This is a genomic window from Pseudomonas soli, assembly GCF_021283165.2.
Classification (GTDB): domain Bacteria; phylum Pseudomonadota; class Gammaproteobacteria; order Pseudomonadales; family Pseudomonadaceae; genus Aquipseudomonas; species Aquipseudomonas soli.
Window position 1 is genome coordinate 3,491,077 of sequence record NZ_CP128543.1, and the last position, 25,218, is coordinate 3,516,294.

Annotated in this window: 27 protein-coding genes; 9 read left to right on the plus strand and 18 right to left on the minus strand. The window is 63.7% G+C overall.

From position 1 onward, the window contains the following. Window positions 1-303: 303 nt before the first annotated feature. Both LU688_RS16100 and LU688_RS16105 read right to left on the minus strand, forming a co-directional pair. Window positions 304-1,443, minus strand: a complete 1,140-nt coding sequence (locus LU688_RS16100; RefSeq protein ID WP_094011976.1) for a glycerate kinase — start codon at window positions 1,441-1,443, stop codon at window positions 304-306. Window positions 1,444-1,553: 110 nt separating this feature from the next. Next, window positions 1,554-2,651, minus strand: a complete 1,098-nt coding sequence (locus LU688_RS16105) for a sugar diacid recognition domain-containing protein (protein WP_094011975.1) — start codon at window positions 2,649-2,651, stop codon at window positions 1,554-1,556. A 154-nt stretch (window positions 2,652-2,805) separates the two neighbouring features. Here LU688_RS16105 and LU688_RS16110 point away from each other — a divergent pair, with 154 nt between their 5' ends. Continuing rightward, a complete protein-coding gene (locus LU688_RS16110) occupies window positions 2,806-4,137 on the plus strand; it encodes an MFS transporter (RefSeq protein ID WP_094011974.1) in 1,332 nt (443 codons plus the stop codon). Window positions 4,138-4,182: 45 nt separating this feature from the next. Here LU688_RS16110 and LU688_RS16115 read toward each other — a convergent pair whose 3' ends face one another. Together LU688_RS16115 and LU688_RS16120 are read right to left on the minus strand one after the other, a co-directional pair. Beyond that, window positions 4,183-5,292, minus strand: coding sequence for a DmpA family aminopeptidase (locus LU688_RS16115; protein WP_038706304.1), 1,110 nt, complete (start codon window positions 5,290-5,292; stop codon window positions 4,183-4,185). A gap of 17 nt (window positions 5,293-5,309) precedes the next feature. Continuing rightward, window positions 5,310-6,674, minus strand: a complete 1,365-nt coding sequence (locus LU688_RS16120; RefSeq protein ID WP_094011973.1) for an APC family permease — start codon at window positions 6,672-6,674, stop codon at window positions 5,310-5,312. Between the two features lie 181 nt (window positions 6,675-6,855). On the opposite strand from LU688_RS16120, the gene LU688_RS16125 reads away from it, so the two are divergent. Next, window positions 6,856-7,653, plus strand: a complete 798-nt coding sequence (locus LU688_RS16125) for a helix-turn-helix transcriptional regulator (protein WP_094011972.1) — start codon at window positions 6,856-6,858, stop codon at window positions 7,651-7,653. A gap of 5 nt (window positions 7,654-7,658) precedes the next feature. Here LU688_RS16125 and LU688_RS16130 read toward each other — a convergent pair whose 3' ends face one another. Next, window positions 7,659-8,540, minus strand: coding sequence for a LysR family transcriptional regulator (locus LU688_RS16130; RefSeq protein WP_038706305.1), 882 nt, complete (start codon window positions 8,538-8,540; stop codon window positions 7,659-7,661). A gap of 122 nt (window positions 8,541-8,662) precedes the next feature. Here LU688_RS16130 and argC point away from each other — a divergent pair, with 122 nt between their 5' ends. Both argC and LU688_RS16140 read left to right on the plus strand, forming a co-directional pair. After that, entirely contained in the window at window positions 8,663-9,592 is a 930-nt protein-coding gene (gene argC, locus LU688_RS16135; protein ID WP_038706306.1) for an N-acetyl-gamma-glutamyl-phosphate reductase, read from the plus strand. Between the two features lie 234 nt (window positions 9,593-9,826). Next, window positions 9,827-10,513, plus strand: coding sequence for a GNAT family N-acetyltransferase (locus LU688_RS16140; RefSeq protein ID WP_104445229.1), 687 nt, complete (start codon window positions 9,827-9,829; stop codon window positions 10,511-10,513). A 5-nt stretch (window positions 10,514-10,518) separates the two neighbouring features. On the opposite strand, the gene LU688_RS16145 is transcribed toward LU688_RS16140, so the two are convergent. Together LU688_RS16145 and LU688_RS16150 are read right to left on the minus strand one after the other, a co-directional pair. Continuing rightward, window positions 10,519-10,998, minus strand: a complete 480-nt coding sequence (locus LU688_RS16145) for a VOC family protein (RefSeq protein ID WP_094011969.1) — start codon at window positions 10,996-10,998, stop codon at window positions 10,519-10,521. A gap of 87 nt (window positions 10,999-11,085) precedes the next feature. Beyond that, window positions 11,086-11,406: a DUF2388 domain-containing protein gene (locus tag LU688_RS16150; protein ID WP_023632009.1), complete on the minus strand. Its 321-nt coding sequence runs from the start codon at window positions 11,404-11,406 to the stop codon at window positions 11,086-11,088. 155 nt (window positions 11,407-11,561) lie between these two features. On the opposite strand from LU688_RS16150, the gene LU688_RS16155 reads away from it, so the two are divergent. From LU688_RS16155 to LU688_RS16165, 3 genes are all read left to right on the plus strand, one after another. Then, window positions 11,562-12,053: a GNAT family N-acetyltransferase gene (locus tag LU688_RS16155; RefSeq protein ID WP_094011968.1), complete on the plus strand. Its 492-nt coding sequence runs from the start codon at window positions 11,562-11,564 to the stop codon at window positions 12,051-12,053. Window positions 12,054-12,135: 82 nt separating this feature from the next. Continuing rightward, window positions 12,136-12,744: a hypothetical protein gene (locus LU688_RS16160; RefSeq protein WP_104445228.1), complete on the plus strand. Its 609-nt coding sequence runs from the start codon at window positions 12,136-12,138 to the stop codon at window positions 12,742-12,744. A 61-nt stretch (window positions 12,745-12,805) separates the two neighbouring features. Continuing rightward, window positions 12,806-13,621 carry a protein phosphatase 2C domain-containing protein gene (locus LU688_RS16165; RefSeq protein ID WP_104445227.1) on the plus strand — a complete coding sequence of 272 codons (816 nt, stop codon included), beginning with the start codon at window positions 12,806-12,808 and terminating at the stop codon, window positions 13,619-13,621. A 28-nt stretch (window positions 13,622-13,649) separates the two neighbouring features. Here LU688_RS16165 and LU688_RS16170 read toward each other — a convergent pair whose 3' ends face one another. From LU688_RS16170 to LU688_RS16180, 3 genes are all read right to left on the minus strand, one after another. Next, window positions 13,650-14,075: a GNAT family N-acetyltransferase gene (locus LU688_RS16170; RefSeq protein ID WP_104445226.1), complete on the minus strand. Its 426-nt coding sequence runs from the start codon at window positions 14,073-14,075 to the stop codon at window positions 13,650-13,652. Between the two features lie 243 nt (window positions 14,076-14,318). Beyond that, entirely contained in the window at window positions 14,319-14,633 is a 315-nt protein-coding gene (locus tag LU688_RS16175; RefSeq protein ID WP_232888197.1) for a hypothetical protein, read from the minus strand. Beyond that, window positions 14,623-14,916, minus strand: a complete 294-nt coding sequence (locus tag LU688_RS16180) for a hypothetical protein (RefSeq protein WP_023629939.1) — start codon at window positions 14,914-14,916, stop codon at window positions 14,623-14,625. The genes LU688_RS16175 and LU688_RS16180 overlap by 11 nt, the downstream gene beginning before the upstream one ends. A gap of 106 nt (window positions 14,917-15,022) precedes the next feature. Here LU688_RS16180 and LU688_RS16185 point away from each other — a divergent pair, with 106 nt between their 5' ends. Continuing rightward, the gene (locus LU688_RS16185) at window positions 15,023-15,688 is read left to right on the plus strand and encodes an SOS response-associated peptidase (RefSeq protein WP_160290791.1); all 666 of its coding nucleotides are present in this window, start codon (window positions 15,023-15,025) and stop codon (window positions 15,686-15,688) included. On the opposite strand, the gene LU688_RS16190 is transcribed toward LU688_RS16185, so the two are convergent. The 3 genes from LU688_RS16190 to LU688_RS16200 form a co-directional block, all read right to left on the minus strand. Beyond that, a complete protein-coding gene (locus LU688_RS16190; RefSeq protein WP_201754903.1) occupies window positions 15,682-15,870 on the minus strand; it encodes a hypothetical protein in 189 nt (62 codons plus the stop codon). The genes LU688_RS16185 and LU688_RS16190 overlap by 7 nt on opposite strands. Before the next feature lie 263 nt (window positions 15,871-16,133). Next, window positions 16,134-16,658 carry a DUF2514 domain-containing protein gene (locus tag LU688_RS16195; RefSeq protein ID WP_160290725.1) on the minus strand — a complete coding sequence of 175 codons (525 nt, stop codon included), beginning with the start codon at window positions 16,656-16,658 and terminating at the stop codon, window positions 16,134-16,136. After that, window positions 16,655-17,107, minus strand: coding sequence for a structural protein P5 (locus LU688_RS16200; RefSeq protein WP_094011961.1), 453 nt, complete (start codon window positions 17,105-17,107; stop codon window positions 16,655-16,657). The genes LU688_RS16195 and LU688_RS16200 overlap by 4 nt, the downstream gene beginning before the upstream one ends. Window positions 17,108-17,250: 143 nt before the next feature. Between LU688_RS16200 and LU688_RS16205 the strand changes: the two genes are divergently transcribed. Further along, window positions 17,251-18,324, plus strand: a complete 1,074-nt coding sequence (locus LU688_RS16205) for an acyltransferase family protein (RefSeq protein WP_094011960.1) — start codon at window positions 17,251-17,253, stop codon at window positions 18,322-18,324. A 286-nt stretch (window positions 18,325-18,610) separates the two neighbouring features. On the opposite strand, the gene LU688_RS16210 is transcribed toward LU688_RS16205, so the two are convergent. The 5 genes from LU688_RS16210 to LU688_RS16230 all read right to left on the minus strand — a co-directional run bounded on the left by LU688_RS16210 (window position 18,611) and on the right by LU688_RS16230 (window position 25,201). Next, entirely contained in the window at window positions 18,611-19,033 is a 423-nt protein-coding gene (locus LU688_RS16210; RefSeq protein WP_094011959.1) for a structural protein, read from the minus strand. Between the two features lie 57 nt (window positions 19,034-19,090). Further along, the gene (locus LU688_RS16215) at window positions 19,091-19,687 is read right to left on the minus strand and encodes a tail fiber assembly protein (RefSeq protein WP_269152113.1); all 597 of its coding nucleotides are present in this window, start codon (window positions 19,685-19,687) and stop codon (window positions 19,091-19,093) included. Next, a complete protein-coding gene (locus LU688_RS16220) occupies window positions 19,687-20,334 on the minus strand; it encodes a hypothetical protein (protein ID WP_143067570.1) in 648 nt (215 codons plus the stop codon). Before LU688_RS16220 ends, LU688_RS16215 begins: the two co-directional genes overlap by 1 nt. 231 nt (window positions 20,335-20,565) lie before the next feature. Continuing rightward, on the minus strand, window positions 20,566-21,423 hold the full coding sequence (locus tag LU688_RS16225; protein ID WP_160290726.1) for a hypothetical protein: 858 nt from the start codon (window positions 21,421-21,423) through the stop codon (window positions 20,566-20,568). Window positions 21,424-21,724: 301 nt separating this feature from the next. Further along, window positions 21,725-25,201: a TipJ family phage tail tip protein gene (locus LU688_RS16230; protein ID WP_160290727.1), complete on the minus strand. Its 3,477-nt coding sequence runs from the start codon at window positions 25,199-25,201 to the stop codon at window positions 21,725-21,727. Between the last annotated feature and the right edge of the window lie 17 nt (window positions 25,202-25,218).

Consider the following 25,218-nt stretch of genomic DNA (forward strand, 5'->3'; position numbering starts at 1 on the left):
CGGCCTGCTCGGGTAATTGTGTGAAAATATTACTGCTTAGGCAGTGAATGTCAAAGCCTTGATTAGGATGCTAAATAAATATTCATTGGGAGGGGCTGAAAGCGTCAGCGCTTTGCTGCGCGAGGACAGGCAAGGAGCGCCGCCAGAGGCGGCGCATCGAGATGGGTGGCACCCGCTTGGCGGGCAAGCACCGTCCCTGTGGGAGCTGGCTTGCCAGCGATGAGTCCCTTGCAAGCATCACGAGACAGTTGCATCCACAGGGACCGGGTCAGCTTCATGAAGCCTGGTTGTCTTATGACGTCGTCAGTGTTGGCGCGCCACCTGCCACAACCGCGCCACATCCGCGGCCCGCGCCTTGAGCAACGCCCCAGCCTCGGCACAGGCCTGCTCCAGGCTCATCGGCCCGCTGGCCAGGGCGAAGGCCGCATCGATGCCCAGCCCATACAGTTGCTCGTAACCCGCACCCAGCGTACCCGCCAGCACCACCACCGGCACGCCGTGGCGCTTGGCTACCCGCGCCACACCAAGGGGTGTCTTGCCGCGCAGGGTCTGGGCATCGAAGCGCCCTTCACCGGTAATCACCAGATCCGCGCCCTGCACCAGGGCATCGAGCCCGGCCAGCTCGGCGACCACCTCGACCCCCGGGCGGAACTGCGCGCCCATGAACGCCTTGGCCGCAAACCCCATCCCTCCGGCCGCACCGCTGCCAGGCTCGTCACGCACATCCTTGCCCAGCACACCCGCGCAATGATCGGCGAAGTTCGCCAGAGCCTGGTCCAGAGCCTGCACTTGCTCGGAGTTGGCACCCTTCTGCGGGCCGAAGATCGCCGAGGCGCCATTGGCGCCGCACAGCGGATTATCGACATCGGCGGCAACGTCCACCCGCACCTGCGCCAGGCGCGGGTCCAGGCCGCTGGCGTCGATGCGCGCCAACTGCGCCAGGGCCAGCCCGCCTTCGGCCAGCGGCTCGCCCTGTGCGTCCAGCAGGCGCAGGCCCAACGCGCGCAGCATGCCGCTGCCGCCGTCGTTGGTGGCGCTGCCGCCGATGGCCAGGACAATGCGCGAGGCGCCGGCCGCCAGCGCCGCGGCGATCAGCTCGCCGGTGCCCCAGGTGCTGCTACGACACGCATCGCGCCGCCCGTTGGGCACCAGCTGGATACCACTGGCCTGGGCCATCTCGATCACTGCCGTGCGGCTCTCGGCCAGCCAGCCCCAAGCAGCCTCGACGGGCTCGCCCAGCGGGCCGCGCACCACCTGGCAGCGCAACTCGCCCTGACTGGCGGCGACGATCGCCTCCATGGTGCCTTCACCGCCATCGGCCATCGGGCATTCGATGCGCTCGCAGGCCGGCCACACTTCGGCCAGGCCGCTGGCGATGGCGCGGGCGACACCGGCGGCGTCGAGGCTGTCCTTGAACGAATCGGGGGCGATGACGATTTTCATGGGATTCTCCTGTCCTGTTCCGCGCATGCTGACAGGTGCGCGGTGCACTGGCCTCGGTCGAATGCACAAAAACCAGCGGCGGTTGTTTGGGCGGATGCCTTTGCCAGCCGTCAGTCCGCCGGCAACAGCTGCAACCCCAGGTACAAGCTCAGCATCCCCTCCATGCGCAACGGATCCACCTCGCCAACCTCGGCAATGCGCTCCAGCCGGTAGCGCAGACTGTTGCGGTGGATCCCCAGCGCCTCGGCGCAGGCCTGGCTCTGCCCGTCATGGGCGCACCAGGCGCGCAGGGTGAGCAGCAACTGCCCGCTGGCATCCTTGGCGCGAATGCGCTGCAAGGGTTCGAGCAGCTCGTCCAGCGCATCGTCGTTGCGGTGCCGCCACAGCAACGCCGGCAGCCGGTAGCGGGCCAGGCTCAGCAGGCGCTCGTCGGGCAGCACCTCACGACCGTAGGCCAGCAGGTCGCGCACCCGCCGATAACTGCGGCGCAGTTGCTCCAGGCTCTGCGCCGGGCTGCCCAAGGCCAGGCGCTCGACGTCCCAACCATGGCGTTGCAGGCGCTCGAGCAGGCGCGGCTCGTCCAGCGGCACGCCAGCTGGCCGGCACCATAGCAGCGACTGCCGCGCAGGGCTGACACACCAGCTGTCCGGGTAGCGGCTCATCAGCCAGGCCGAGAGCGCCTCGGCAGGCGGGCCGCCACGCAACTCGAACAGGCAGGCAATGCGTGGCAGGTTCGGTTTGAGCCCCAGCTGCCGGGCCTCATCGACCAACCGCGGCGAGTCGCCGCTGCCGCCCAGCAACAGCGCCAGCAGGTCGTCGCAGCGCTGGCGCCGCCACTGCTGCTCCACCTGCAGGTGGCGCTGGGCCAGGAGCATCTCGGCGGTCATGCGCACCAGCTCGGCGTAGGTGCGCAGTTGCTGAGGATCGCCGGTGAGGCCGAGCACGCCGATCAGCCGGCCATCGAGCATCAATGGCAGGTTGACACCGGGCTGCACGCCCTTGAGGCACTTGGCCGCTTCCACGTCCAGCTCGACGATGCGCCCATTGGCCAGCACCAGCTGCGCGCCTTCGTGGCGGGTGTTGATACGCTCGGCCTCACCACTGCCCAGGATCAGCCCCTGGCTGTCCATCACGTTGACGTTGCACGGCAGGATGGCCATCGCCCGGTCGACGATGTCCTGGGCCAGGTCGTGGTCCAGCTCGAACATGTAAGGATCCTTCGGCTTTGGTCGGCGGCACAGCAGCCCATACCTGACGCTGTGCAAAAGCACAAAGACAGCCGCGCTACACTGCCCGAGACTTTTCCAGGCGAGCGCCGGCACAGGCGACGCGGTGACAACCATAACAACAGAGAACCCGATCATGGCACACAGCCCCGCCCCTGACCAAGGCAACGAGATCACCCGCAACGCGCTCTACCGGCGCATCACCCTGCGGCTGATCCCGTTCATTTTCATCTGCTACCTGTTCAACTACCTCGACCGCGTCAACGTCGGCTTCGCCAAGCTGCAGATGCTCGACGCACTGAAATTCAGCGAAACCGTGTACGGCCTCGGCGCCGGCATCTTCTTCATCGGCTACGTGCTCTGCGGCCTGCCCAGCAACCTGGCGCTCAACCGCTTCGGGCCGCGGCGCTGGATCGCGCTGATGATGATCGCCTGGGGCAGCCTGTCCACCTGCCTGCTGTTCGTCACCACCCCCACCGAGTTCTACACCCTGCGCCTGTTGACCGGCGCCGCCGAAGCGGGCTTCTTCCCGGGCGTTGTGCTGTACCTCTCGCGCTGGTTCCCGGCGGACCGTCGCGGCCGCATCATGGCCCTGTTCATGTCGGCGATCCCGGTGTCCGGGCTGCTGGGCGGGCCATTCTCTGGCTGGATCCTCGACCACTTCGCCGCGGGCCAGCACGGCCTGGCCGGCTGGCAGTGGATGTTCCTGATCCAGGGCTTGCCCACCGTCGCGCTGGGCGCGCTGGCCATCGTGCTGCTCAGCGACGGCTACCAGAGCGCCCGCTGGCTGAGCCCGGCCGAACGCCAGCTGATCGAGGCGGACCTGAAAGCCGACGCCGCCGGCAAGCCGGCCACTCGCGGCGATAGCGTGCTGTCGGTGCTGGGCAACCCGCTGATCTGGACTTTTGGCTTCGTCTACTTCTGCATCCAGAGCGGTGTCTATGCCATCAACTTCTGGCTGCCGTCGATCATCAAGAACATGGGCTTCGACAGCCCCCTGCTGATCGGCTGGCTGAGCGCCATCCCGTACCTGCTGGCCGGTGTGTTCATGATTGTCGTCGGCCGCTCGGCGGACCTGCGCAACGAACGCCGCTGGCACCTGGTGGTACCGATGCTGATGGGCGCGCTGGGCCTGTTGATCGCAGTGAACTTCGCCGCCCACCCGACCATCGCCATCCTCGGCCTGTCCATTGCCACCATGGGCGCGCTGACCGGCCTGCCGATGTTCTGGCCGATGCCGACCGCGCTGCTCACCGCCGGCACCGCCGTGGCGGGCCTGGCGATCATCAACTCGGTGGGACAGATGGCCGGCTTCCTCAGCCCCTACCTGGTGGGCTTCATCAAGGACCAGACCGGCTCGACCGATGCGGCGCTGTATGCGCTGGCCGGGTTGATCATGGTCGGTAGCCTGGTGGCCTTGCGCGTTTCGCGCAGCACCAGCAGCGCCCTGGCAGGCGCTCGCCAGTAAGTGTCGACGAGGCCATCGCGGGCTTGCCCCGCGATGGCCACTACGCTAGTCGCGAGGTTTCCAACCTGCTTCATGCAATGCCGTCAGCAAGGTATCCCCATCCAGCGCCGGCACCACCACCCCTCCCTTGCCCTGCATCGTGCGCCCCGCCAGCAAGGCATTGACGATCGCCTCCTCCACCGCTTCCGCCGCCGCCATGAACAACGCCGAGATATGGTCGTTGTTGAGCATGCGCAACTCGGTGCATTGTTCCAGCCCCTTGCGTGCATAGTCCGCCGGCGGCAGATTCTGGTTACCGGTGGAGAACGCCAGGAAGATATCGCCGCTGGAGTCCTCGGTGCCGCCACCAGTGCGGGCGATGCCGATCGACGCGCGCTGGGCCAGGCGCTGGCACTGGTGCGGCAGCAGCGGTGCGTCGGTGGCGATCACCACCACGATCGAGCCCATGCCCGGGGTGCCCGTCACAGGTTCGGCGAAAGGCGACGGCAAATGCCCCAGCTGGCGCCCCACCGGGTAGCCGTCCACCCGCAACTCGCGCCGCTGGCCATGGTTGGCCTGGACCAGCGCACCGACAGTCCAGCCGCCCTGCCCGTCCTCCAGGCGCCGCGAGGCCGTGCCGATGCCGCCCTTGAACTCGTGGCAGATCATCCCCGTGCCACCGCCCACCGGCCCTTCCTGCACCGGCCCCGGGATGGCTGCCTCCTGCGCCTGGCGTACCTGCGCCGGGGTCACGTGCTGGCCCCAGATATCGTTGAGCAAACCATCGTAGGTTTCCATCACCACCGGCATGCACCAGTACACCGCATCGTCCGGCAGGCGCTCGCGCTCGGCGGCGATCAGCGCATCGCGCACCACGCCGACGCTATGGGTGTTGGTGATGGCGATCGGCGTGGTCAGCAGGCCAGCCTCACGGATCCACTCCAGGCCCGTGGCGTCGCCGTTGCCGTTGAGCACGTGGCAGCCGGCGAAGCAGGGTTGCTGGCGGGCCGCGCCCGCACGGGGCTCGATCAAGGTCACCCCGGTGCGGATCGGTGCCGGGCGTTGTTCGTCGATCAAGGTACTGTGGCCGACCCGCACTCCAGGGACGTCGGTGATGGCATTGAACGGGCCCGGGGTGCCGTGGCCGAGGGTGATGCCCAGTTGACGCGCACGCATGTGTACTCCTTGGATACTCACAATTTCTGGAAGGTCGGGCTGAGCCGGCCGTGGGTGCTGTACAGCGTCACCGACACGGCCAGCAGCCCGAGAATGATCAACAGGTCACGCAAGGACGCCTCGCGCAGCAGGGTCACCAGCAGCCAGGCGGCACCGCTGACCGCCAGCAGCGCCGGCAATGGCCATAGCGGCATGCGGTACGGATGCTCGCGGTCGCGGCGCAGTACCCGGCTGCACAAGGCGCATGCGGCCACCACCAGGTAGATCAGCAGCAACAGCAGCACGGTGAACGAGGTCAGTTCCTCCAGGCTGCCGGACAGGCTCAGCAAGGCCGACGGCACGGCGAGGAACAGCGTGGCCAGCCACGGCGACTCCCAGCGCGGATGGATCAGGGTGAAGGCACGGTTTAGCGTGGGCGTCCAGATCGCGTCGCGCCCGCTGCTGTACACCACCCGGCCGACCTGGATGACGATGGCGACGATGGCGTTGAACACCGAGAGGAAGATCCCCGCGCTGACCAGCCGCGCCAGGGTCTCATTGCCATGGGCGGTCAGCAGGTAGCCGATCGGATCGCCGCTGGCCAGCATTGCCTGCAGCGACGGCGCGCCAATCAACAGCGCCGCCAGCGGGATCACCTCGATGGCCACCACCACCGCCAGCGACCACAGCACCGCCCGGTGCACGGTGCGGCCACGGTCTTTCATGTCTTCGGCCAGCAGCACCGCGCCACCATAACCATTGAAGGCGAACAGCGCCATGCCCACCGCGCCCAGCACCAGTGCCCAGGGCGCGACCGTCAGCGCCCCTTGCTCGAGCATCTGCGGCTGCAACAGGCTAGCCACCGGCTGGCTGGCATTGCCGAAGCCCAGGATCACGATCACCAGCAGCGCGGCGACCTCGCAGAACAGGAACACCCCGGTAATCCAGGCATTCAGGCGGATATTGAGGATACCCAGGGCATAGCTCGACACCACGATCACCAAGGCCACGGTCTGGGTATCGAAACGCGTGCCCAGGGCATTGTTCAGGTAGGTGGCGGCGCCACCTGCGAGCACCGGCGGTATGAACAGCATCGAGGCCAGCACGGTGAGGAAGGTGGCATAACCCGCCAGCCCGCCGAACACGCGCTTGGCGTACACGTACTCGCCGCCAGCGGAGCTGTGGGCGCGCCCCAGTTCGGCGTAGCACCAGGCGAACATCAACGCCAGCGCTCCGGCCATGATGAAGGACAGGAACGCACCACTGCCGGCCTGCTGGATGGCGAACGGGGCAATGACGAACACGGAACTGGCTGGGGTCACCGCGGAAACGGTGATGGCGACCACGTCGAACACACCCAGGCGCTGCTTGAGCGCGCTTGCGGGCTCTTCGCTGGAGCTCATGGCGTTTTTCCTCTGATTGTTATTGGTTGTGAGGGGAAAACCGGTCGCGCGGCCGCTGGACCTGGGCTGGACTGTAGGCCTGGGCAAGCCTTTGGCCAATTACCCTTAGGGGGTACGCCCCTTGACGGGGCGGTGCAAAGCTCTGAACACTGCGGGCCTACCACCAGCCGCGGCGGGCCCCATGCACCATCTATTCACCGAAGCCAGCGCCCACGCCGGCCTTGCCCGCACCGTCGAGCAAATCGGCCAGCCGCGCTTCTGGCGCCAGTTGATCCTGCTGCTGCAGCAATGGCTGGCGTTCGACAACGCCCTGGCGATGTTCTACCCCCGTACCGGGCTGCCCCGGGCACTGGAAATTTTCGACGCACGGGGTGAAGGCAACCCCGAGGCCATGGCCCTGTACCTGAGTGGCCTGTATCAGCTCGACCCGTTCTACCAGGCCTGCCAGGAGCGCATAGGCGATGGCCTGCATCGCCTGGAAGAAGTGGCGCCGGACCAGTTCCGCCAGAGCGAGTACTACCTCAAGTACTTTCACGACCATGTCCTGGAGGACGAGGTGCAGTTCATCGTCCAGCTCGGCGACAGCGGCGCCCTGTCCCTGTCGCTGGGCCGGCGCGAACGGTTCGACAGCGCCAGCCACGGCCTGCTGGCGCTGGTCTGTCCGTGGGTGGTCGCACTGATGACCCAGCACTGGCAGCAGCACAGCTTGCGCCCGACGCCAGTGGCGGGCATGGCCCACCAGGTGCGCGACGCCATGAGCCTGTTCGGCGCCAAGGTGCTGTCGGAGCGCGAGCTGGAGATCGCCCGGCTTATCCTGCGCGGTTATTCATCGAAGGCCATGGCCGAGCGGCTGGCCATTTCACCGGAGACCATCAAGGTGCATCGCCGGCATCTGTACGCCAAGCTGGACATCTCGTCGCAACCGGAGCTGTTCTCATTGTTTCTGCAATCGCTGGGGCACGATCCGCAGGACCCTTGAGCCTGTCACTGGCGCAACCGCCCCAGCGCCTCCAGCACATGCGCGGTCGCCCGCTCCACCTCCCCTTCACGGCAGGCAATGCCGAGCTGACGCCACAAGCCAGGTCGCAATGGCCGTTGGGCAATACGCCCCTGCGGCTGGCGCACCTCACCTTCCTGCGGCAGCAAGGTGGCGCCATACCCGGCGGCCACCAAGCTCTTGATCGCATCGTTGTAGTTCAGCTCGATCCGCGCTTCGGGATACAGACCTGCCGTGGCGAACCACTCCGAGGTGACCCGCGACAGCTGGGTGGTGCTGTCGTTGAGGATCAGCGCCCTGCCGGCCAGCCAGGCCGGGGTGACCCGCGCCGGCGGCTGCCAGTCGGCGGGCACATAGGCCATGATCGGATCGCGCCGCCACGGCGTGATCCTCAAGCCCTTGCCCGCCACCTGCGGCAGCGCCACCAGGCCGATGTCCAGGGTGCCTTCACGCAGACGCGCCAGGGAGGCCTGGGAGGTGAGCACCTGCACCTGCACGTCGATCCCCGGATGATCCACCCGCAGGGTTTCCAGGGCCTGGGGCAGCAGGTGGGCAATGGCGCCGGTCGAGGCGCCGAGGCGCACCCGGCCGGTCAGGCCCTCGACCTGCCGGCGCACCTCGTCCAGCGCCTGGTCGGCATCGGCCAGCAGGCGCCGGGCGCGGGCCAGCAACGTCGCGCCGATGGTCGTGGGGCGAACCTGGCCGCGCGTGCGGGTGAGCAATGGGGCTCCGATGCGCGCCTCCAGTTCCGCCACATGCAGGCTGATGGTCGGGGGCGCCAGGTTGAGCTGGCGGGCGGCCTGCGCGAAGGACGCGCAGTCGGCGATCACCACCAGGGTGCGCAGGCGGTCGAGGCTGATTTCTCGCATGGGGTCTCGCAAGGGCGGCTATCAATTCAGTATTACTGAACGTGGGCATCATGATATTCAAATTTTCTTTCGTCCAGTGAGCAGCGAGGATTAGCCATCACTCCCGTCACCGGACAATCGACATGCATCAACCCCTAGTATTCATCGATGGCGACCAAGGCACCACCGGTCTGCAGATCCACGCCCGCCTGCAAGGCCGCGACGACCTGCGTTTGCTCACCCTGCCCGAGGCCGAGCGCAAGGACCCGGCCCGCCGCAGCGAGGCCATCAACAGCGCCGACATTGCCCTTCTCTGCCTGCCCGACGAAGCCGCCCGCGAGGCCGTGGCCATCCTGCGCAACCCGGCGGTACGGGTGATCGACGCCAGCTCTGCGCACCGCACAGCTCCAGGCTGGGTCTACGGCCTGCCTGAGCTGAACGCCGAGCAGGCCGAGCGCATCGCCACGGCTACCCGGGTCAGCAACCCCGGCTGCTACCCTACCGGCGCCATCGCCCTGCTGCATCCGCTGGTCAAGGCCGGCCTGCTGCCCGCCGACTACCCGCTGAGCATCCATGCCATATCCGGCTACTCCGGGGGTGGCCGTGCCGCGGTCGAGCGCCATGAACAGCGCAGCGATGATTACCTGCCGGCGCTGCAACTGTACGGCCTGGAACTGGCCCACAAGCATGTGCCGGAGATCCAGCGACACGCAGGGCTCAGCGCACGACCGGTGTTCGTCCCGGGCTATGGCGACTATCGCCAGGGCATCGTGCTGAGCATTCCCCTGCAACTGCGCCTGCTGCCCGGGGTCAGCGCCGAGCAACTGCAGGCCTGCCTGGAACAGCACTACCAGGGAGCCCAGCACGTGCAGGTCATGCCCCTACACCAGCACGGCGCGGCCGCAGCGCTCGACCCGCAGGCGCTGAACGATAGCAATGACCTGCGCCTGGCCCTGTACGCCAACCCCGAGCACGGCCAGGTGCTGCTGACCGCGGTATTCGACAACCTGGGCAAGGGCGCGTCGGGCGCCGCCGTGCAGAACCTCGACCTGATGCTGGCTGGGCTGCGCTAGTGTCCTGTCTCGGAAATACGTTCTCTTTTGGCGAGTGGCTTGGGTGTTCGGCCAAGGCGCCGCGACGAGTCATAGCAGGGCTATGGCGAGGAGTGGCAACGCGGGCCGGGCGCCCAAGACGCCGCCAAAAGTGAACAGCTTATTTCCGAGGCAGGACACTAGCATCTGCGGGTAGAATGGACGCCCGCCTCGTCCGGGGCGGGTGTTTCACACCTTGCCGGAGTTCCACCCGCGATGTTCATCCTCCGCCGCCTTGACGGCGTGCCGCCCGAATCCTTCCAGAACCAGATCCGCCAACTGGTGATCGACCACGTCGGTCAGCTCAGCAGCGTCGCCATCAGCCCGGACAACCCGCTGTACCCGCTGTACCAGTATGGTGTCGGCCTGGAGGTGCACCAGTACCTGATGGCCCTGGACGGCACCCGCGGCCTGCGAGTCGAACTGACCCTCGCCCTGGATGCCGACGCGCCGGACCGGTTGCTCGGCTTTGCCCTGGTATTGCCGGCCCAGGACAACCCGCAAGCCTGCGCCCTCGCCTACCTCGCCGTGGACGCCAACCACCGCCGCAAAGGTATCGCCCGTGGCCTGCTGGATGCCGTGCGTGGCCGCTATGCCTGTGTCGAGCTGAGCGCCTTCGCCCAGCAAGTGCCGTGGTTCGAGAACATGGGCCTGCAGGTAGTCGCCAGCGCCGGGCCGCAGGTATTGATGAGCAGTACCGGCAAGCCCAGCGAGGCACTGATCGGGCGGCTGGATATCGCGCCGATCTACCAGACCGTCGAGGTGCGGCAGATCCATGCCTACCTGCTCAAGCAGCAGGGCGAAGCGGCGATGGTCGAGGCCGAACGGCTGCGCGACGTACGGCTGGATACGCTGGCAGAGCAAGCGAGGGCATGCGTCAGCGAACGCAAGCGCGTGCACTGAAGGGTTCAGCCCTTGATGGCTTTCTCGATGGCGGCGATATCGATCCTGCTCATCTGCAGCATCGCCTCGAACGCCCGCTTCGCCACGCCGCGATCGGCGCTGGCAACGGCCTCGGTGAGTATCCGTGGACTGATCTGCCAGGACAGGCCCCATTTGTCCTTGCACCAGCCACAGACACTTTCACTGCCACCATTGCCGACGATGGCGTTCCAGTAGCGGTCGGTCTCTTCCTGGCTGTCGGTCGCCACCTGGAACGAAAACGCCTCGCTGTGGCTGAACGCCTTGCCGCCGTTCAGGCCAATGCAGGGCACGCCCATCACTGTGAACTCGACGGTGATCACGTCGCCCGCCTTGCCCGAGGGGTAGTCGGCAGGCGCCTTGTGCACTGCGGTCACGCGGCTGTCGGGAAAGGTGCTGGCATAGAAATTCGCCGCGTCCTCGGCGTCGTTGTCGTACCACAGGCAAACAGTGTTCTTGGCGGTCATGGGCACTCTCCTGGGCGGGTCTCACTGCCCACGAGTCTAGCCCCCGGATCCATCCGCCCCGAGCAAGCGCGATCAACGGCTGGCCAGTCAGCTCCCCTGGCAGGCGAAGGCCCGGGCCAGCTCAAGGTCACCCAGCGCGCTAGCGGGGTGCAATTGGCGATAGTCACCCAGCGCCTGCTCCAGGCGTGCGCCGCGCAAACGCCCGTCGCTGGCGATGAACATCAGCGCATCATCGCGGGCGGCCTGGTAGCTGCGCTGCGAGTGGCTGGTGGAGCCGCTCACTGCGGCCGTGCCCAGGCTGGAGCCAACGGTGAAGTGATCGATCGAGTTGCCCTTGCCGTCCATCGCCCACACCGGGGTTGCGAGCAGCAGGAGCAGGGTGCAACGCAAAAGCGGGGCAACAGGCATGCGGGCCTCTTCGTCGGGTGGTCGCGTTGCCACGGATCATCGCCATAAACGCAGGCAGCGGCAAGGTTGCTGTATGCCAGGTTTGCCGGCCATCTGTATCTAACGGCGATTGCCCGCTGCGCCTAGGATCGAAGCCTGTAACCAAGGGAGCTGCCATGAACGAACTGCCAACCACCAGCGATTTTCCCGGGCTGGTCCTGCGCCGCTTGCTGCCGGGCGACCAGGCCATGGTTTGCGCCCATCGCGAGGCCATGTTCCTGGAGGCCGGTGGCGACCCTGTGAGCCTGCGAACCATGACCGAACACTTCCGGCCCTGGCTGCAACCACGCCTGGCCGATGGTCGCTACTACGGTTTCGTGCTACTGGATGAGGAGCAGCCGGTGGCGGCCATCGGCCTGATGTCGATCGACTGGCCGCCGCACCCGGCGCATCCCTGTCACGAGCAGCGCGGCTACGTGCTCAATGTCTACGTGGAGCCTTCCCATCGCCGCCGGGGACTGGCTTCGAAACTGATGTGCCTGGCGGAGGCCGAGTTCATCCGGCGCGGCCTGGGCTTTGCCGTCCTGCACGCCACCGAGGTGGGCCGGCCGGTCTATGCCGGCCTGGGCTGGGCGCAGACCGCGGAAATGGCCAAGCAACTGGACTGAGCTCAAGTCAGCCGCGCAAGCGCCGATACTTCTCGTGCATCCGCCACGGATGCACGATCTTGCAGTTACTCAAGGAAGATTCATGTCGCGTCACAACCTACCAGCGCTGCTGGTACTGTCACTGCTCCTGTCGCTTGCCGGCTGCAATGCCCTGCCCCGCTCCACCACCGACCAAGCCCCGCCACTTGGCCCGGTGCTGCCGGACAGCGAGGCACGCAATGCCTGGATTGCCCAGGCCCTCGCCCTGGACCCGCTGGCCAGTCAGAACCGCCAACCACCCCCGCGCCAGAGCAACGCGCAAATCGTCGCCAAGCTGCGTCAGAAACGCGATATCCAGCTGCCGGACGCCTACTGGAGCCAATGGCAGCGCAACCTTGATGTCTTCGATGCCGACACTGCGCGCCACAAGGAAACGCAGCGCGGCCTCTACATCGACACCCTCACCGACCAGCTCAAGCGTGTCGACGACCTCACCCTGCAACGGCTGGCCAATGCGCCCGACACACTCGACGCGGCCACCCGAGAGGCCTGGAAACTCCGCCTGATCGAGCGCTACAGCCGCTACATCATCGACAGCGAAGTGAACCGCGACATCATCGACGCCCACCTGCGGCGCATGGCGCTGATGGACCGGCAATACGGCGTCTGCGCCCTGGACAGCGACTGCTGGGACCGCGCACCCAAACCTTGATATTTGACGCACGCCGACCCAGCGTTCAAGGTTGCTGCACCCCATCGATCCGGAGCCCGATATGCATTTCGACCTGATCCAGTCCCTGAGCCTGGCTGGCAAGCCCGATGTCCCCAATGACGACCGCGTCGGCAGTGCCGACCGCCATGCCTGGGTAATCGACGGCGCTACTGACCTCGGCGCTCCCGGCCTGCTGGGTGAGCGCGGCGGCGCGGCCTGGCTCTCGGCCACGGCCCAGCGCGCCTTCTCCGCGGCGTCGGGGCCCCTGCGGCAGGTCTGCGAATCGGTTTTCGTGGCGATTGCCCAGGCTTACCAGCAAGACCGTCAACGTGAGCCGTTGGCCACCTGGGAACTGCCGCGCGCCGCCTTTGCCGCGGTAGCGTTGGAAGGTGATGAGCTGGTCTGCGCCCACCTGGCCGACTGCGTGGTACTGCACCGCAGCGCGAGCGGCATCCACTTCCTCACCCCGGAGCCCGACCGCGAGGCCGAACGCGCCGAGGCTGCGGCACTTGGGCCCGGTACTGGCGCCCACGGCGTGCGGACCCCTGCCGTACTGGCTGACCGGCGGGTTGCCCGTGAGCGTCCCCGGGCCGTGCTTGGCATCGATGCCGAGCTGTCCAGGGAGGGCACGCTCTACAGCCGGGCATCAGTGTCCCTGGGGGACGATGTGCTGTTGATGAGCGACGGTTTCGCCGCACTGTTCGACACTTATCGCGCCTATGACCCAGCCGGTTTCATCGAGCGCCTGCTGGCCCACGGCCTCGATGACCTGGCGCGGACGTTGCGTGGCATCGAGCACGACGATGCGGCATGCCTGCGCTACCCACGATTCAAGATGAGCGACGACGCCTCGGCGATCTGGTTGCGGGTTGGCTGAGACCTTTTCCTGTGCGAAGCCTGCAAGACTAGGCCAATCGCTTTTGCAGAAAATAACGGGTATGCCCAGGCGGGAAATCGGCAATCTCACCAAAAACCTCGAACCCCAGCTTGCGGTAGAAGTCCGGCGCCTGGAAGCTGAAGGTATCCAGCCAGATCCCGCCACAGCCCTTTCTCCTCGCCAGCGCCTCAGCCCTGGCCATCAGCTCGCGCCCACAGCCCTGCCCGCGCATCCGCTCGGGCACCACCAGCAGTTCGACGAACATCCACCCCCCACCCAGCCTGGCGTAGAGGCCACCGACGATTTCATCCAGGTTGGGGTCACGCAGCGTCCAGGCGACGGAGGCCGCTCCAGGCGAGCCGATCACGCCACCATTGAATTCGCGCAAGGGTTTCAAAATTGCATCGTGATGCAGGCTAGTCGCCTGGTCGGTGAAATCGATACGGAGTGTCATGGCAGGTCGTCCGGTTGACCATATGGGAATGCGGCGCAAAGCCCGCCGGATTAAATTTACTTCACGTTGCGCCCTTTGGATATAAGGCATTCGACAGCCGTTCGGCCATACTCCAGAGATGTTTTCCGCGTTTTGGTGAGTTTGGCAAAGTGGCGAAACCCAATGAATTCGGGCGTTTCGCCACTCTGCAAAACTCTGGGCCACACGCCAAAACACGCTCATTGGTACAAAAAGTGGTACGAGCTACATCCCCTTCTCCGGCGTTCTGCCGACCACGATCCGTCCTGGCTCGTCCCTCTCCCACTCCTCTGCAGATTCATACCTCAACAGGCCCATGGCCCAGGCTTCTTCGTGCTCCAGTAGAGCCCACGTCCTGGCTGCCTCGGCAAGCTCCAGCATGTCGGACAGCACGTTGGCATCGACTTCCTTGCGCCGGCCGGCGGCATAGGCCATTTCATTGAGAACCGCGGCGCGGCCGTCCGGGTCGGTGACCAGGGCTGAGCTGTCGTAGAGCTCGTCCAGCCACGGCTGCGGTATGCCCGCCAGGCTACTCAACACGGCACCACCAGGACTGCGCATAGAGCACGCCGTCTACATCCTCAACGCCCGTGATGTTCAGCCCCAGACTGCCCATGCCATTCACCTTGGCATCCAACAGGCGCGGGATGATGTCTTCGCCCGGGGCCGGATTGAACACCCAGGCCTCAATGCAGCAGCGCCCAAGAGCTGCGCTATGGCACTCGTGTAGGTGAATGTCGGCCCTGAGCGGCTTGACCTTCGCGAGCTTTTCGTTGGGGATCGCTACGCCGCGCTCTCGACGGCGAACAAGGAGGAAGTACATGCGGCACCAATACTGTATATCGATACAGTATTTGACCATTCAAACGGATGACCAGGCCAGTACCGCCCGGCGGGCTATGCTTCTGGCTCAAGCAGGAGGACCGGACATGTGCGGAAGGTTGACCCAGTACCGCGGGATCCATGACTTCGTTGAGACGCTGAGCATGCCAGAAGTCTGGCGTAACAACGTAGGTGACCAGGACCTGGGGCGGTACAATGTCGCGCCGACCACGCAGGTCGCCGTGCTCCGGGTAGATGACGCAGGTCCGAGGGCGGACCTGGTGAGATGGGGGTGGAGGCCGCACTGGGCTACCGACCGCGCCGCGCCGATAAACGCCCGCGTCGAGAAGGTGGCCCACGGTCCCTTCTTTCGGGCGATCTGGCCGCATCGAGCGATCACGCCGGTGGATGGCTGGTATGAGTGGGTGGACGAAGGCGGGCCGAAGAAGCAGCCCTATTACATCCGCAGGCGAGATGGGCGCCCTGCCCTGTGCGCCTCAATAGGTCAGTTCGCCGGCAATGAGCACGACGGGTTCGTGATCATCACTGCCGACGCCCAGGGCGGCCTGGTCGATGTGCACGACCGCCGGCCGGTCGTGCTGTCGCCTGATCTGGCGGTTGAATGGATCGCAGCAGGCATACCCAGCGAACACGCGGAACAATTGGTGCTGAACCTGGGTGAGCCGGCAGAGGCGTTCGAGTGGTACCGCGTTGGAATTGCCGTTGGCAACGTGCGGAACCAGGGATCAGCGTTGATAGAGCCGGCTCAGTGACGGATCAGAGGCTGGTGCCCAAGCGCGTAGAGTTGGTAGTCGGTCACAGCCTGGTAAGCGGACTCTGCGATCACCCGAAGGCGCTCGACTTCCTCTGCAGGAACCCCGGCGGCTTGAGCATTGTGGTAAGTGCGCAGCGCCTCAAGTGCCTCGAGCAACAACGGCTCTCCCGCCTCTACCATTCCCTCGATCGTTCGTTTCACGATACCGCCCCAGTACGTTGACCAAAGCAGTATAGGTCCAAGCCCGCCGCAACCGACACCGCTTTAAGTCAACATCCGGTGCCATGCCAAAGTAGCCAGTGCAATAACGCAGACCCAGAGCGCAACCATTGCCCACGCCTCTGCCTCGCTCTTCAGATCATTCCTTCGCATAACCTCTCCTTTTCCTGCTTAACGTCGAAACCATCGCAATCTGGTTGCGACCAAACACCACAGATCAAGGTTCATTCTGGTTGTACCAAAGGACGACCTTCCTCCAACAAGCTGCCATAGGACGCCTCGCAGGCCAGGCCAGCTATCCGGGCTCGGTCATACGCTGACGCCAGCTCTCCCGCTCGAGCATCAGCCCGTGCGAGCAGGTTGGAGAGCACCATGGCGGCGCGTCGGGCTGCCTCGCCTCGAGCGGCAACGGCGGGATCCTGGCTGGAGCAACCGACGGCGGCAGCGAGCTTGTCGGCTTCGTCGTGCAGCCGCTGGCCAGCAGCATCAGCCCCAGCAGCAGCGCTGTCGGCAATCGTTCGTTGCTCCTGAGCATGCGCCCTCACCTCCTCGTGCGCCGCTGCGCGGCGATGTTCTTCCTGGCGTTCTCCGCGCTCGCCCAGCACCTCGGCCAGGCGATCGCCGCTGTCCCGTTGCGCAGATGCTGTTGCTGCCTCGGCGCGCTCCACCGACCGACCGTGCTGGTAGACGAGCCAGTACGACCCGAACACGGCCAGCAGCGCGATCACGCGCACGCCCCAGCCTTTCACGCCAGCGCCCGCCGTACGCCCTCATCGATGACGGCGCCCTTGTACGGGTTGCCGCCGTTCTCGTGGATGATGATGCTCTCCACGAACACCCACAGCGTGTAGCGATCCTTGATATCGATCGGGTCGGTGATGCCCACCCCCAGGCGCTTGGCCACAGAAGCGGCATAAGCCTGGGTGTCGTTCTCGTTGCTCGGTGCCCAGCGGTTGATGGTCTCCAGCACCGTGTCGATGCCCTTCTCGCCCACGCCGGGCATGCCGTCCTTGCCGCGGTAGTTGATCAGCAGCTTGCCCAGGGCACGGATGCCATTCTCGGCCGAGTCGAAACGGGCGAAGCGCGGCTTTGCCACGCCGACCTCGATGCCCAACTGCCCCTGCCAAGCGTTGTGGTGGTTGTAGTCGATGCTGCCGGAGTTGTTGTTGCGTACACCGCGTGCGGTGGATCGGGTCATGGATTTTCTCCTGGCGAGAAAAGCCCGCGACCTGTCGGGCGCGCAGCCAAAATCACCAATAGTATCTGAAAGCGAAATTTTGGTATGATGGCCGTTTGATCAAAAAAATCGGCCTTGAGAATTTCTAAGGAAGGGACTGCCACGTGAGCAACACACTGACCATTGGTCAATCTACGACACTTAACGCAATACGAGCATTGGCGGCATTTGCCGTACTTGTTGGCCATACACTATCGGGCGTCACACCTATAAGTTGGTTTGGCAAAATAATGCCCTTTCAGAGCTTAGCGGTAGTAGTATTTTTCTGGCTATCAGGATTTCTAATTACCTATCATTGCCTGACCCGCGAAAAATACAGTTTTAGTGAGTACATGATTGACAGATTCAGCCGAATTTATGTCCTGTACGTTCCTGCACTAATAATTTCCTTCCTGGTTTTTGTTCTATTTATTGGCCGGACTGCCCCAACGGCCTGGGACTGGATTGGCCACCTACTGCAGTTGCAGCACACGCCATTTGCACGAATGATAGACGGCATACCACCAATTACCGTATTTGGTGGCAATACCGTTCTCTGGACAATTGCCGTTGAGTGGTGGCTGTACGTATTCTTCGGCATCGCTTTCTTCTGGCGTGACATGTCCGCTGTTGAGCGAATGTTTGCTACTGTTCTCGCCATCCCTGCAACTTTGGTAGTTGGGTACTTCACGATTTGGGAGTCGGTAGCGTGGGAGTGGTTCCTTGGTGCCGCTTTCGCATACATTTACGTATTCATGCCTCGGGTGAACTGGAAGCAAGTACTCGTTCCACTTGCAGCTGTAATCTTCGGCCTGCTGTGGAGATTCAAAAAGCTTTCCCTTGCTAGCCACATGAATATGTATGATCAGCAGCTTTTGCTTCTAACTGGTGTGGCCATGATGTTCATTATCCTTGCGAGCACCAATCTTCGCGTTTCTACTCCTGTTAAGTGGATTGCTACCAAAGGCGCGTTCCTGTCGTATGCAATGTACCTGACGCATGAGCCAATCCGGGTGTTGCTGAGCACGCAAATGAACTCTGCAAAGCCTCTCAATGCTTGGCTATCTATCCTTATCTGCGTTCTGTTCTCGGCAGTCTGCGCATGGCTGCTAGAAGATAAGCACTTGACCCTGCGCAAGTGGCTAAAAAAGAAGATCGCACCTCGCGAAACACCTCTTGCTGCGTCGTCGACTTTGTAGGTTCCTAGCACATTACATATCATTGAAAAGCCCGCTTATCGCGGGCTTTTTATTTAAATTTAACTTCGCCCCCTGGGATGGAAGCACCATGTTTTTATCATGCTGAGCGTTTAAAATTTTGTGGAATACAAAAACGTGGAGTTGAAAATCCGCATTCGCCCTCACCTCCTCTTGCGCGTCGACGCGCCGTTGCTCTTTGCGAGCCCTGCAGATCGACCGTGCTTGTACACGGGCCAATACGACCCGGCCACCGCTAGCATTGCAGTCACCCGCACGCCCCAGCTATTCAAGCTAACGCCCTTCGCAAGCCCTCAGCGAACACCGCCGGCGGGTACTCGTAATTCGCGTTTTCGTGCTTGATGATCGCGAGCACCAGACCGCCTAGGACCTGCTGGTTCTTGATGTCCTTGATCGGATCGCTCGGGGAAAGACCGCAACGCTGCGCCACGGTGCGGATGTAGACATCGGTGTCGTTCTCTATTTCCGGCGCCCAGCGTTTGATGATCGCTGCCACATTGCGCAAGCCGTGCTTGTTGTAGTAGGTCTGCAACAGCTTGCCGAGCGCACGAATGCCATTCTCCGGCGTGTCGAAGATGCAGAATCGGCCGCCGGGCTCTTTACCGATCTGGCCAACCCAGTTGTTGGCGGGGTTGAAATCGATGTTTCCCGGGTTGCGATTGCGCACGCCGCGGGGAAGCAATTTGGTCATGGTTTTCTCCAGGCAAAAAAATACCGCCTCTCGGGCGGTCGGTGGGTTTGGTGTGGATCAGGCCGGCGGCGCGGGCCAGTCGATTTCGATGGGATAGCCTGGCTGTTCGAGCACACGGTTGAGCGCAACGCGATAGCGCTTCCAGTCTTTGAGCAGCGCGGCCTCGACCTCCGTTGCTTCGTCCAGGTCAACGGCATCCTGCAGCGGGGCAATCGCTTGGTCGGCCTGAACACGGCGGCGCGCAATCTCGGCCACGGCTTCCAGACGCTGCTGCTCAAGCAGGTCCGCCGCCTTCTGCTCTGCTGTGATGACCTGACTCCAGTCGATGACGCCTGTAGCTGCCGGCTCTGCGTCACGCACATCCTGCCCTGGCAGTTGCACTGGGCCTTCAGCAGGGTCAACGATATCGACCGGGAACCGCGCCGACTCCGTCGCATCAGCAGCGTGCGGCAGGCGCAGTGTGACAATCAGCTTGCCGTCGTGACGCTCAATCGGATCGTGCATGAACGCGCTGCCCACTGCTGACGCAGGAAGCGAGGCACCCTCAGGCAAGCGGGCGAGGTCCAGCGCAACATTGTTGATCGTCAACATGTCGCCCAGGCGGAACACCGACAGTTGAGCATCAGAGCGAACAGGTGAAAGCTTGATGATCATCAGAACCACCGTCCTTTGATTTGCAAGAAGTACGAGAAGCCACCGATGGTGATGCCGGTGGTGTTGAAGATGTGCACGCGCATCGAGCTCGCACCGGAGACGGTGAACGGGAAACCAACGGTGATGCGTGCCGCCAGGCCGGTGGTCACGCTCGTCGATAGGCCAGCGTTTCCGGTCGGCGTCGGGATGCCGATGAACGGCGCCGGGAATGTCACGCTGATCTCGACACCCGTGTTGGTTGCGACCGATTGCGAGTTGGAGCCAGTGATGAAGCATTCGAGGGTTCCGTCCGCATACTTCGTGTACTCGCCGTTTGCGTTGCTACCGCGCTCGATGATTGCCCCCGTGGGCACGCCGCTCGCCTGGCTGACGGTGCCGACGATATCTGCGGCAGCTGCGGACTTCAGGCCAAGGCCAGCTCGTGCCTCTGCCGCCGTCTTCCCCCCTGTCCCGCCCTGGGCGATGCTGAGCGCCGTGGTCAGGCCGGTCAAGGATGTGATATCGCTGTTTACCCCGCGCCCAGCTGCACCGATGTTCACCCTCAGGGTGGCAATATCTGCGGCTCCACCAAACAGGGCCATGGTTGAGCCAAACTGGTCAACAAGCTGCCGCAGGCGGTCGGCGGATTCTTTTACGTAGCCCTGCATGGGGGCAAGCCCGTACCGCCCGCCTGTTACCGTCGCGCCTTGATAGGCTGGAAGGATGCTGATTACCGTCGGACTGGCAATGTTGGACAGTTCATAAACCTTCCCATCAGGGCCAATGAACGCATCACCCACGCGACTGTTAGCGGGAAAATCTGTTCCGACACCAACCACCGTTGTCTGCCCAGCGGTGATCGAGACAGTACCCTGTCTATACCATGGCATATACAAGTCTCAGTTAAATGGAAATGGAAGGCCGGCCGTTTTAATAACGAGGGCATGAGGAAATATCTCAGGGATCTGCCGCCAGTAGTTGTATGGAAAGCTACCAACGATCGCCCGAGTAGTTGCCGCTGCAACCGTAAACATGAACCTGACACCGCCGTTGTAACCACCACACCCCTCCTGACACCCGAACTCGAAACCGCCAGCACCTGAAAAGGACCCGTTACAACCTGCTGAGCGCGTGAACGTAATGGCTGCAGCTAGCTCTCCAGCCACTACCGGCACATCGACGTAAGACTTCATTTGAAAGTAAGTTGTCCCGCCGTTGGTTCCAATCATCGAGTTGTAACCGCCGTCATAGGCCTCGTATCGGTCGTCGTAGTTTGGACTGACTAACCTGCCAAGGCCTGGGGCCTGTACTGAGGCGATGATGTTAAGTGGCGGTTGCCCTGAGTTGAACGTCAGCTCCCAGGGGTTTTCCTTGTAGCACTTAAGCCCAGTTATCGGACCATCGTCAGTCATCAGGTCGAAGACGTAGGCTTTTGTGCTAGCCGAAGCTCCGACAAACAGTAGAGTTTTAATTCCAGAGTCAAGCATTTCCCCACACGGACTACCATCACCCACAAGGAACACAATAGGAGAGCGCCAACTTGACAGCGAGATTCCATAAATTGGCTCTTTGGGGGTTGGGTCGTTGGTCCAGTTTGCGCCATTATTTGGATCAAGCTGAGCAGACCTCAGATACTTCTGAGGCCAATTTTCTACAAACTGTAGATATCCGCTTTTTCGAAGCCCATAGCAAATCAAGTCAGTATCAAATAACAGCTGCTGATCCGATTCACGATACGCAACAAATTTACCGGCCATCAGTAATACCCATAGTAAATTCGACAGTTAGCCGAAAAGTACCCCCAGTTGTTGGTACTAAATGAATACGTCCAGGTTATGGTGTTTTCTGAAATACTAACGCCTGGCCTTTTCCCCTTTTCCCTGTTCATGTCAACGAGCGGAACGATCATGTAGAAACGTTGCCGCCCGGCGGGTACAGGCGGCATCGTTGCACTTCCATTCGCGCTGTCAGTCACTACGCTTCCCTGCGTCTGACTGACGAGCACTGTCATGTCAGTTACGACCGATCCGTCTTCTGCGAATGCAAGAAAGCCTGTGCTCATATGCCGATACCCATCTTGGTAGCCGGGTTGCCGCTGGTGAAGTAGGTGTTGACCTGGCCATTGGTAATGAGGGTCGAGCCGCTGGCATCCTGCCCGCGAATCGCCACGGCACCTGTAACCATGTTCAGCTCGATCAGCGGTTGCCCCTGCGAGTTCACCGCCTGCGATCTGAGCGTCATGCCGAGGACAATCTGCTGGATGTAGGCCGTGTTGATGAGCGCCTGATTGATGAACACCTGACCGCCTTGAACAACGAACGGCGACGAGAGCGTGCCGTTGATGTTGTTCACCACGGCGAACCGGTCAGCCGACACCAGGAATTGGCTCTGCAGGCCCGCCGGGCCGTTCTCGATGCCGAGACCGATACCGGCGGCGACGTACTGCCCCTGGGCGTTCAGCTGCATCTTTACCGACCACATCGTGCTGGCCTTACCCTCGAGGTTGGCCTGGGCCTGGCTGACGGTCTGGACAGTTGCGTTGGTCTGGCCAATCTTGGCGTCGAGCGTTTCGGAGCTGCGCGCAAGCGCCTCGGTTTCGCTCGCTCGGACCATCTGCTCGCGAGCCAGACGAGCCTTGGAGCTCCAGCCCGCGAGCGCATCCGCAAGCTCTCCCTCCGCGCTGTCAGGGCGCCAGGCCGCTTGCAGCGCGCTCAGCTGGCTGGCTGATGCTTCGACCTTCCCGTCCACCTCCTCGATCTTGGCGGTATTGGTCTGCACTTGCTGGGCGAGGCCATTGGCCGACTCGATGGACTGACCAACGTCGATCCAGAACGAAGCGTTTGGCGGCGCATTGGCTCCGCTCGGGTCGGCTGGTACGTCATGGATAGCCTGATAGATCCGGCCATCGACCACCGTCATCTGGCCTTCCTCATAGGGCTCGCCCTTGTCGTAGGCCTTCAGGCCGTCCAGGGCGTTGATCTGGTCCTGTAGCCCGTCGATCTTGTTCTTCAACTGCTCGCCGAGCATGGACTCGTCAATCTCGCCGGAGATCATGTCGAGGATGGGGCCTGGGTCGGTCTGGGCGATGCCCTGCACCGCCGTTGGCGGAACCGGGAAGAACGGGCCTATGTTGCCGGTCCGGTCGACCAGGCGGGCCCAGAAGAAGAACGCAGCACCAGCGGCCAGGCCGGACATCACGTGCTCTGACTGTGGATAGGCCAGGTCCGCCAGCTTGGTGGCGCTGGTCAGGTCGTTGATCGGGTTGCTCCAGATCTCCGTTCGCTGTGTGTCCTCGGCCCCGGGCGGCAGTCCCCACTTCAGCCGGATGGCGAAAATCTCGCTGGTGGCCGTGAGGAACGTAACCGCCGGAGGCGTTCCCTCCTTCCCTTTCAGGTCGGTGAGCACCGAACTGCGCCAGGTGGAAGTGATGTCGAAAGCACTGACCGCACGCACGCGGGCCAGGTACTGACCGGCGTAGATCCCGACCACATCCACCGACGCGGTGCCGGTGCGCTGCAGGCGGATCCAGTTGCCGCTGTCTTTGCGCCACTCAACGTCGTAGGCCACGGCCCCTTCCACGGCTGGCCAGGCGATGGTCATCGTGCTGACGGCCAGGCCCTGGGCAATCGCGTAGTCGGACGTCAGGGTCACGCTCGCCGGCGGCGGCACGGTAGTTACCGGGATGACGCTGATCGGCCGTTCCTCGAGCTTCGCGCCGGTATCGATAGCCGCGAACTTGCTCGGGTTGAACTCCAGGGCGGTGATCTCGTGCTCGCCATCGGTGGTCCGTGAGGTCTTCAGCACCCGGAACAACTGAATCGCCAGGTCGTCGGCGTCGATCGCCCACTGCAGTTCGGGCTCCGGCTGGACCGAGTAGGCCGTGGTCACGGTCACAGCGCGACCGGCCACCGACTGCACGGTGCGCCCCTGCGCGCTGCCGTTGGGCAGGTTTATGATCAGCCGGTCGCCGGCCTTGATCTGCGTGTCACGGTCTAGGGTCACGACCTTGCCGGCCGCCGCAGCGATGCGGCCACCGTTGGGCCGCCCCGAAAGCAACTCGTCCGCCACCGGGATGACGTGACCAGGCAGCGGAATGCGGCCCTCCATGCCAGTCTTGAACGTGACAGTCCGGTCCTGGTTGTTGCTCAGCAGCGCCCACTTCCCGCGGCGCTGGGCCTCGGAAGCGCGGGTGCAGCCGATGGCCGAGATCTCGATGGGTCGATCCTGGTACCGACGCTGCAGCGCCAGGTCGGTGACCGGGATCACGTCGGTGTCGTAGTTGTTCCCCGGGTTGTCATAGCTCACCAGGGCACGGCTGTAGTGCGTGCTGCGCTCGGCGCCGCCGTAGGTGAACTCGCCGTCGATGACGTTCGCCCGCGTGAACACGTAGTCGAAGTCCTGCGCCCGGGGCATATCGGCCTGCATGAACAGCGCGCCCTGCGCCCAGTACACCATGCCCCGGTAGATGGCGGACAAGTCGCGCAGCAGCGTCCAGGCCTCGGCCTTGGCCTGCAGGTTCATGTCGCACAGGAACCGCGGCTCCTGGCCCCCTACCCCGTCCGGCACAAGCTGGTCGCAGTACTGGGCGATGCGGTACATCTCCCACTTGTCGACCATCCACGGCTTGATGCGCTTGCCCAGGCCGAACCGGTCCTCGACGCACAGGCCATAGGTGACGAAAGCCGGGTTGTTGGTCCAGGCCTGCTTGAAGGTACCGTCCCAGGCGCCGGTGTAGGTGCGGGCGATCGGGTCATAGTTGGTCGGAACCGGCCAGCGGCGCGCCTTGCACTTCACAGTCACCGACGGGATGTTCTGGAACTGCTCGGCATCGAACTCGATGTAGAGCAGCGCGGTGTTGGGGTAGCGCAGCTTCTGGTCGATGATCTCGGTGTAGGCCGCGATGGTCATCGTGTCGGCAATGGCGCCGGTGTTGGCATTCGGCGTGAGGCGCCGGGCGCGGATCACCCAGCCCGAGGTGGCTGCCGGCAGGTCGACGCGCACAGAGCGCTGATAGCCGTTGCTGGTCTTGCCGCTGACCGCGTTCCGGTGCGCCTCGACGAAGGCGCCGCCGTCGGTGGCGATGTCGATCGCGTACTCGATGGTGTAACCGGTCGTGTCGCCATTGGTTGGGTTTTGCTGGAGCAAGCGTGGCCAGCTGAAGCGCAGGCGCACAGCCGACAACTTGGTGTTGCTCAACGCACGCGTCCACGGCTGATCACTGCGCAGCTCCACGCCGACCGACGTTTCGCTCTCGATCGCAGGGATGCCCTGGATATAGTCCTGTTCCACGGTACCGCGGCGCCACTCCCACTTCACACCCGGGAAGTTCACGTTGCCGCTGACGTCCATGATCGGGGTGTTGTCGAGGTAGATGTCTCGGTCAGTCGGCGTACCGTCGAACTCGCCCTCGCCCACGGCCAGCAGAACCTTGGCGATGTTGGTGGAGCGAAGGCTGTCCGGGGCCTCGTAGGGCGCCTTGGGCTTCTTCTCGCCGCCCTTAGCGCCGGTTACGGCAGGTTGAAGTGCTGCGCCCATGCTTTCCTCCGGGCAAG